A 6189-nucleotide genomic window follows, 5' to 3' on the forward strand; every position below is an offset into this window, starting at 1 on the left:
AAAAGATTATTTTGTCTTATCTTGAGCCCATTTCAAACCGATTCTGGTAATACCTGAAAGGATTGAAAATACTGGAGAAAATAAGCTAAAGAAGGCAAATGGTAAAAATGCTAAGACAGGAACACCAAGAGTAGAAGCCGCAAATGACCCAGCAACCCCCCAAGGGATAAGGTAGTTGATAACACTACCACCATCTTCAAGTACCCGGCTCAAGGCTAGAGGAGATAACTTAATCTTATCAAAGGCTGGCTTGAAAGCACGACCTGGTAGAATAACTGAGAGGTATTGTTCACCGACAAATAAGTTAATGAAGATACCAGATAAAATAGTAACTGTAATTAAGCGACCAGGAGTTCTAAGCTTGGCAACAAGTGGTTCCATAGAACTATTTATGACATCAAATTTCATCAATAAGCCACCAAGCGATAGGGTAGAAATGATTAATGCGACAGTTCCCATCATGCTAGAAATTCCACCACGGGTAAGTAAGGCATTAACAGATGAATCACTAGTCTTAGCCACGAAGCCGTTCATAATCAAGTTAGTTAAGCTTTGTAAGGATTCGTGAGGACTTTGAACAAAAATCATGACAACTGTTAAAGTAATGTTTAAAAATAAGGTAGGGATAGCTGGGATCTTTCTCCAAGCACAGAAGATCATTAAGATAATTGGTAATACTGCCCACCAACTAATTACAAAATTAGATTGCAAGATCTGTGAAGTATGTTGGATTTTAGTGATATCCATCTTACCACTGCTACCTAAGAACCAGAATAAGATCAGAGACATTAAGAACGCTGGGACTGTAGACCACATCATGTTCTTGATGTGGGCGAATAACTCACTTTCTGCAACAGCTGAAGAAAGGTTAGTTGAATCAGATAAAGGAGACATCTTGTCACCGAATACTGCTCCAGAAATAATTGCTCCTGCAAGTAGGGGTGGGTTAAGATTCATACTGATTCCAATTCCAAAGAGGGCGATCCCAATTGTTGAAATAGTGGTGAATCCACTTCCGATTGCGATACCAACAATTGCGCAAACAATAAAGACAGATGGAACAAAGAATTGGGCATTAATAATTTTAAAGCCAAGAACCATAATTGATGGGATAATGCCCGCCTTGATCCAAAGACCAATTAATGAACCGATTAAAATAAAGATAAAGATTGGAATAATGGCAACGCCAATCCCTTCTTTGATCCCATCTTGAATATCTTGCCAAGATGCACCGCGGAACTTAGCCCAGAATACTAATAAGCAGACAGTAAATAAAACAGGTACTTCTGGAGAAAGTCCAAACTTAATAACTGAAATTCCTAAAATTACAAGAAGTATGACTAAGATAGTCATTGCTTCAATAAAACCAACTTTCCGTTTCATAATAACTCTCCTAACAAAAAAATCCCGTTGATTAATTACAATCAACGGGACGAATAATAATCGTGGTACCACCCAATTTAGCAAAGCATGCTCTCGTATCAGGTGATAACGGCACTGACTAGGGCCGAATAAACTACTAACGCTGTAATTCAATAACTTCGCCTGACTGGTTCGCACATAACCACCAGCTCTCTGACGCTTAACGAAGCATCTACTGTGACGTTTTGTTGGTCATAATGATAGCAATATTAAAAAAATATGTCAATGCTTAAATAGAAAAAATATTTTTTTATTTGTTATAATTAGTGGCGGAATATTTATTTAAAAGGAATCTACCATGCAAAAAAATCAAATTGTTGACTTAGAAATTACTGATCTTTCTTATGAGGCAATGGGTGTAGCTCACTTAGAAGGCTTAACTATCTTTGTAGCTAATGCCTTGCCAGGAGAAGTAGTCAGTGCCAAGATTTTGAAAGTAAAAAAGAATTTTGCTTTTGCAAAAATTGAAAAAATAAAAAAAGAAAGCCCTGACCGAATTAATGTTAAACTGCGTCAGTGGGTGCAGACAGGCTTAGCTTCATTAGCTCATATTAAGTATGACAAGCAGTTAGAATTTAAACAAAGGCAAGTTGTTAACTTACTAAAAAAGGCTCATTTAGATAACATTGAAGTCGGACAGACTTTAGCTAGTCCTGAAGAAGTCGGCTATCGTAATAAGGCCCAAGTTCCAGTAAGAGATGTTAAGGGTAAGTTAGATATTGGCTTTTTTAGGCGGCATTCGCATGACTTGGTGCCTTTGACCAATTTCTTTACAACCGATCCTGAGATTGACCGGGTACTAGTTAACGTGCGTGATATCTTACGCGCTAATCATGTACCTGCTTATGATGAACTTCATCATAAAGGTGAAGTAAGATACCTTGATGTTCGGCGCTCCAAGGCTAGTGGCGAAATCATGGTAATCTTGATTACACTACATAAGGACTTCCCTCAGCTTAAAAAGGTTACTCAAGAAATAAGCAAGATAAACGGCGTTACAAGTATCATTTTGAACCATAATCCACAAAAGACTAATGTTATCCTAGGTAAGAAAGATTATCTTCTCTGGGGCAATGATTACATTATTGACAAGATTGGCGATGTTAAATTTAAAATTTCTCCGCAAAGCTTCTTCCAAATTAATTCTCTGCAAACTCCACGTCTATATGATTTAGCAATCAAAAAGGCTAATTTGCAGCCAGATGATGTAGTAATTGATGCTTATTCTGGAATTGGTACAATTGGACTGTCAGTAGCTAAGCATGTTAAAGAAGTTCGTGGGATGGAAGTAGTTAAGCCTGCTGTTGAAGATGCTAATAACAATGCTCGCTTGAACGGTATTAGTAACGCTAAGTATGTCGTCGGTAGGGCGGAAGATATTATGCCGCAATGGGCCTCAGAAGGGTTAAAAACTGATGTGATCTTTGTCGATCCACCAAGAAAGGGTCTGACTCCGGAATTTATTGATGCAGCAGTTAAAACTGCTCCTAAGAAAATTGTCTATATTTCATGTAATCCAGCAACAATGGTCCGTGACTTACAATTATTTCAAGAGCAGGGTTATGATTTCAAGAGAATTGATCCGGTTGATATGTTTCCACAGACTCCACATGTTGAGAGTGTAACAGTGCTTACTAAGCAAAAATAAGAGGCTACAAACCGCATGGTTGAGCTATTTATAAAAAATAGAGTGTACAACTGATTTTGGATAATTGAAGTCAGTTGTACACTCTTTTTTTTAAAATTAGGCTAGAAATGCTGATATATCAAGGAATAGAACGTTTTTTACGACATGTTACCACGAATAAATTAGACATTTGGAATGTTGGTTTTTTGTCCTAAATTAAAATGGATAGCATTATCCAAATTAGATCAAATATTAATAAAATAAGAGCAAATATTGCTTTATATATATTAAAAAACTTATTTTTCAAATTCTTATTGATCAAATATTCACTGACAACTCCAACAATGAAGTTAAATAAAATAAATATAAAACGATATTGCCAAGTACCCCAAGCACCAAATATATTTATAATGGCCAACAAGGTAAATATGGTAGTTACATAATAGTTACTTAAAAAGTTATTATCTTTCATACTTAGAGTTCCTAATTAACAAAATTTTGTAGACGTCATTTCTTTTTCTAGCCTTTACGACAATAACCATAAAAACTTTATTTTGAATATCTGCAATGATGCGGTAACGCTATGTCCTGAATTACATGACGTTAATTATTAATTTTAGTGCTATGCTGTTTGAGAACTTGCGCCACTTTGATCATTTCATCTTCAGTATCATCTGCTAAAGTAATTTGCATTATCAACGCTTCGCCTTCGTCAGTAGTAAAAATGGTGTCATAACCGTTCTTTTTTAGAAAAAGCAGGGTTGTTAAAAACGCCGTTCGCTTATTTCCATCTGAAAAGATATGCTTCTTAGTGATTTTTTGCATGATATAAGCTGCTTTTAGCCAAATTGTCGGATAAAGAGTGTGACCAAAGACAACCATTTGTGGCTGTTCAACGACTAGCGATAGTCCTTCAGGATATTGGACAACCTGATATTTTTGTCCTACTCCTTCGAGAACATAGCGATTAACAGCAATTATATCTAATTCAGTTAAATAAATCATTCGTCTTTTAATCGCTCCATTAATTCCTTGTTGTCATCAAAGAGTTGTTTGATCATGTTCTTAGTTTCGGCACTGACCATTTGTTTTTTACGAAAAGTAATAGTCTGACCATCTGGTGAAATAATTTTTTCAAATTCATCACCAGGATTGGCTTGGAGAATTTCTTTATCCTTTTTAGTTAAGCGTAGCCCAAATGAATTTCCAGCTTTAAAAAATTTGGATTCGCCTTTTAAATCTGACATAATATCACCTCGTAGTTACATATTAGCATACTGTAGCTACGAAAGAAAATCCTAAGCATTCAGATTGAGTATTTTTTATATTTAGATTATCTACTTGACTAGGGCTGTATCAGAACATGATTTCTGACTTTCAACTTTCAGTTAGCTAAATAAAAATACTAAAAAGCAGTTGAAAGGCATGACGTACATTTCAATTATCAGGCACGTCAACTTAATTCAACTGTTTTTTAACATAAATGTTTTTCTTGAGTATATTCTTCAATCCACTTGGCGTAAATTGCAAGCTTATTCTTCATAAATTCTGCTTGAATTTTAGCGTCTTTTAACTGTTCATCAGCGTAATTCTTGTATTTCATTAAGTAGTTATAACGTTCTTGCAAAGTAGAGTTTCCTTTTTTACAGAGATCTACGTATTTTTTTATATCGTTGATGGTCATGCCACATTTTTTCAAGTGAATGATAGTCTCAAACCACTCAAAACTATCTTCGCCAAATAATCTGTTATTATTTTTGTCACGCTTTACAGTTGGAACAAGTCCTAAATCTGTATAATAACGGACTGTATATGGAGTTAGATTAAACTTTTTAGCTATTTCTTTAACTGTATACATAATTTTCCTCAATTTTTTAAAAATAATACTTGCCTTAAGGTTAACTCGAAGGTATAGGATGGTCAATATAACAAATAACAAAAAGAAAGGAACTTATTATGACTAAGGATTCAAAAGTATGGTTAATTACTGGTGCAAGTAGAGGTATGGGAAAGGATTTTGCTCAAGCTGCTCTAAATAATGGTGATAAAGTAGTCGTTACTGCTAGAAAAGTTGAAAAGCTTGACCAAGCCTTTGAAGATGCAGATAACTTACTAAAAGTATCATTAGATGTTACTGATGCAGATTCAATAACTACAGCTCTAAAAAAAGCTATTAATAAATTTGGTCAAATAGATATTTTATTAAACAGCGCCGGAAACTTTTATGGTGGATATTTTGAAGAGATTAGTCCTCAACAAATGCGTGCTCAATTTGAAACTAATGTTTTCGGAACAATGAGTTTAACTAGAAGTGTGTTACCAATTATGCGCAAACAAAGATCCGGTCACATAATTACATTGTCATCTAGTGCCGGACTTGCAGGCTTTGAATTTAATTCAGCTTATTCAGCTTCTAAGTTTGCTCTTGAAGGTTGGATGGAAGCTTTAGTTCCAGAATTAGCCCCATTCAATATTAAATTAACAATTGTTGAGCCTGGGTTCTTTCGCTCTGAGTTTTTAACTAAGAATTCAACTAAATTTGGTGATATTGAAATTGCTGATTATACCGAAAGAAGTAAGAAGTATCAGGATTTCTTTATTGAGCAAAATGGAAAACAGCCTGGTAATCCTAAAAAATTAGCAAAAGCTCTAGTACAAATTGGTCATGAAGATAATCCACCAGTACATTTTGTAGCAGGTGAAGATGCGATTGGAGCCGCAGAAGATAAAATTAAGAAATTACAAGCTGATATTGATAGATATCGTAATATCTCGACAGATATGAGCTTTGATTAAAGATAATTATTATCTATCATAGCAGATAACTAGGAATAGAATCATTCATTAATAGAATAATTTTACTGATCTGGGTATGCTAGTGCTATTTAATTTCATCAAAAAAGTCCCAAACAACAATATTTATCATATTTAATTCAAGCAGTATCAAGATAAAAATATTTATTTGATAATTTATAGATTTAAAACTTGATATAATTGTTAGGTAAAAGTAACGCATTATTGTATTTTAGAAGGGAAAATAATATGAGCACAGCACAGCACAGCACAGCACAGCACAGCACAGCACAGCACAGCACAGCACAGCACAGCACAGCACAGCACAGCACAGCACAGCACAGCAC

Annotated in this window: 7 protein-coding genes; 2 read left to right on the plus strand and 5 right to left on the minus strand. The window is 34.8% G+C overall.

The window, feature by feature from the left end; all coding sequences use genetic code 11:
- Window positions 1-6 precede the first annotated feature (6 nt).
- Entirely contained in the window at window positions 7-1386 is a 1380-nt protein-coding gene (gene nhaC, locus J2Z60_RS08035; protein ID WP_209687186.1) for a Na+/H+ antiporter NhaC, read from the minus strand.
- Window positions 1387-1720: 334 nt separating this feature from the next.
- On the opposite strand from nhaC, the gene rlmD reads away from it, so the two are divergent.
- Window positions 1721-3070 (plus strand): 23S rRNA (uracil(1939)-C(5))-methyltransferase RlmD, encoded by a 1350-nt coding sequence (gene rlmD / locus J2Z60_RS08040; RefSeq protein ID WP_209687176.1) that lies wholly within the window; start codon window positions 1721-1723, stop codon window positions 3068-3070.
- A 190-nt stretch (window positions 3071-3260) separates the two neighbouring features.
- Here the strand turns inward: rlmD and J2Z60_RS08045 are convergent, their stop codons facing one another.
- The 4 genes from J2Z60_RS08045 to J2Z60_RS08060 all read right to left on the minus strand — a co-directional run bounded on the left by J2Z60_RS08045 (window position 3261) and on the right by J2Z60_RS08060 (window position 4907).
- The gene (locus J2Z60_RS08045; RefSeq protein ID WP_209687177.1) at window positions 3261-3521 is read right to left on the minus strand and encodes a hypothetical protein; all 261 of its coding nucleotides are present in this window, start codon (window positions 3519-3521) and stop codon (window positions 3261-3263) included.
- A 131-nt stretch (window positions 3522-3652) separates the two neighbouring features.
- Window positions 3653-4054, minus strand: a complete 402-nt coding sequence (locus J2Z60_RS08050; RefSeq protein ID WP_209687178.1) for a type II toxin-antitoxin system death-on-curing family toxin — start codon at window positions 4052-4054, stop codon at window positions 3653-3655.
- Window positions 4051-4296 carry a hypothetical protein gene (locus J2Z60_RS08055; protein ID WP_209687179.1) on the minus strand — a complete coding sequence of 82 codons (246 nt, stop codon included), beginning with the start codon at window positions 4294-4296 and terminating at the stop codon, window positions 4051-4053. The genes J2Z60_RS08050 and J2Z60_RS08055 overlap by 4 nt, the downstream gene beginning before the upstream one ends.
- A gap of 227 nt (window positions 4297-4523) precedes the next feature.
- Entirely contained in the window at window positions 4524-4907 is a 384-nt protein-coding gene (locus J2Z60_RS08060; protein ID WP_209687180.1) for a MerR family transcriptional regulator, read from the minus strand.
- Between the two features lie 98 nt (window positions 4908-5005).
- Between J2Z60_RS08060 and J2Z60_RS08065 the strand changes: the two genes are divergently transcribed.
- Window positions 5006-5845, plus strand: a complete 840-nt coding sequence (locus J2Z60_RS08065) for an SDR family NAD(P)-dependent oxidoreductase (protein ID WP_209687181.1) — start codon at window positions 5006-5008, stop codon at window positions 5843-5845.
- The last annotated feature ends 344 nt before the right edge of the window (window positions 5846-6189 follow it).

The organism is Lactobacillus colini, from assembly GCF_017874575.1.
GTDB lineage: Bacteria > Bacillota > Bacilli > Lactobacillales > Lactobacillaceae > Lactobacillus > Lactobacillus colini.

Bases quoted from the DNA above. Each gene is read 5' to 3' on its own strand.
- rlmD (WP_209687176.1), top strand. From the start codon at position 1,721: ATGCAAAAAAATCAAATTGTTGACTTAGAAATTACTGATCTTTCTTAT.
- J2Z60_RS08045 (WP_209687177.1), bottom strand. From the start codon at position 3,521: ATGAAAGATAATAACTTTTTAAGTAACTATTATGTAACTACCATATTT.
- J2Z60_RS08050 (WP_209687178.1), bottom strand. From the start codon at position 4,054: ATGATTTATTTAACTGAATTAGATATAATTGCTGTTAATCGCTATGTT.
- J2Z60_RS08055 (WP_209687179.1), bottom strand. From the start codon at position 4,296: ATGTCAGATTTAAAAGGCGAATCCAAATTTTTTAAAGCTGGAAATTCA.
- J2Z60_RS08060 (WP_209687180.1), bottom strand. From the start codon at position 4,907: ATGTATACAGTTAAAGAAATAGCTAAAAAGTTTAATCTAACTCCATAT.
- J2Z60_RS08065 (WP_209687181.1), top strand. From the start codon at position 5,006: ATGACTAAGGATTCAAAAGTATGGTTAATTACTGGTGCAAGTAGAGGT.